Annotated in this window: 1 protein-coding gene; it reads left to right on the top strand. The window is 70.7% G+C overall.

Going from position 1 to position 1,253, the window contains the following annotated elements:
* Window positions 1-33 precede the first annotated feature (33 nt).
* Window positions 34-1,253: bifunctional UDP-N-acetylglucosamine diphosphorylase/glucosamine-1-phosphate N-acetyltransferase GlmU (gene glmU, locus G7A99_RS20090; RefSeq protein ID WP_163143582.1), on the top strand; the 1,220-nt coding region annotated here is incomplete at its 3' end.

Here is a 1,253-nt window from a genome sequence, read left to right as displayed (position 1 = left end):
GCGCGTTTTTCGTTGTGCGGGAGGGACGAGACGATGACCGCGCCGCTGTCGATTGTGATCCTCGCCGCGGGGGCTGGCACCCGCATGCGTTCCGCATTGCCCAAGGTGCTCCATCCGGTCGCCGGCCGGCCGATGCTGGCCCGGGTGATCGATGCCGCCGTCGCGCTGGGCCCGGACGATATCCATGTCATCTACGGACACGGCGGCGAGCGCGTGCGTAACGCCCTCGCGAACGCCGACGTGCACTGGGTGGAGCAGGCGCAACGCCTCGGCACCGGGCACGCCGTGGGCCAGGCGATGCCGGATATCGACGACCGTCACCGCGTCCTGGTGCTGTGCGGCGACACGCCGCTGATCACCACGACCACCCTGCAGCGGCTCTGCGAGGCCGCGGGCGATGGTGCCGCGCTGCTCACCGCCCACCCGGCCGACCCGACCGGTTACGGGCGCATCCTCCGCGATGCGGACGGTGCCGTCGCCGGCATCGTCGAGGAGAAGGACGCGGACGCCGCCCAGCGGGCCATCGGCGAGGTGAATACCGGCGTGATGTGCCTGCCTGCCGGGCATCTGCGCGGCTGGCTCGACCGTCTCACCGCTGACAATGCCCAGGGCGAGTACTACCTCACCGACGTGATCGCCCTCGCCCGCGCCGACGGTGTGCCCGTCGCGGGGACCGCAACTGCCGACGACGGCGAGGTCCTGGGCGTGAACAGCCGCGCCCAGCTCGCCACGGTGGAGCGGCTGTGGCAGCGCCGCGAGGCCGACCGCCTGATGGCCGCGGGCGTGACCCTCCTCGACCCGGCACGCTTCGACGTGCGCGGCGAGCTGCGGTGCGGGCAGGACGTCACCATCGACGTGAACTGCCAGTTCATCGGCGAGGTGAGCCTCGGCAACGGCACGGTCATAGGCCCCAACTGCACCATCACCGACAGCCAAATCGGCGAGGGCGTGGAGATCGCGGCGAACAGCGTGATCGAGGGCGCCGTGATCGCCGGTTCCGCCCATGTCGGCCCGTTCGCCCGCCTTCGCCCGGGCACGGTGCTGGCACGGGGGGCGAAGGTCGGCAACTTCGTCGAGACGAAGAACGCCGGGGTCGGCGAGGGCGCCAAGATCAATCACCTGTCGTATGTTGGCGACGCGGAGGTCGGCGCCGACGCCAACATCGGCGCCGGCACTATCACGTGCAACTACGACGGCGCCAACAAGCACCGCACGGTCATCGGCGAGGATGCCTTCATCGGCTCGAACACGGC

The sequence above is a fragment of the Arhodomonas sp. KWT genome, from assembly GCF_010993615.1.
Note: the sequence above shows the minus strand (reverse complement) of the source record. Positions and strands in the feature narration are given on the sequence as shown.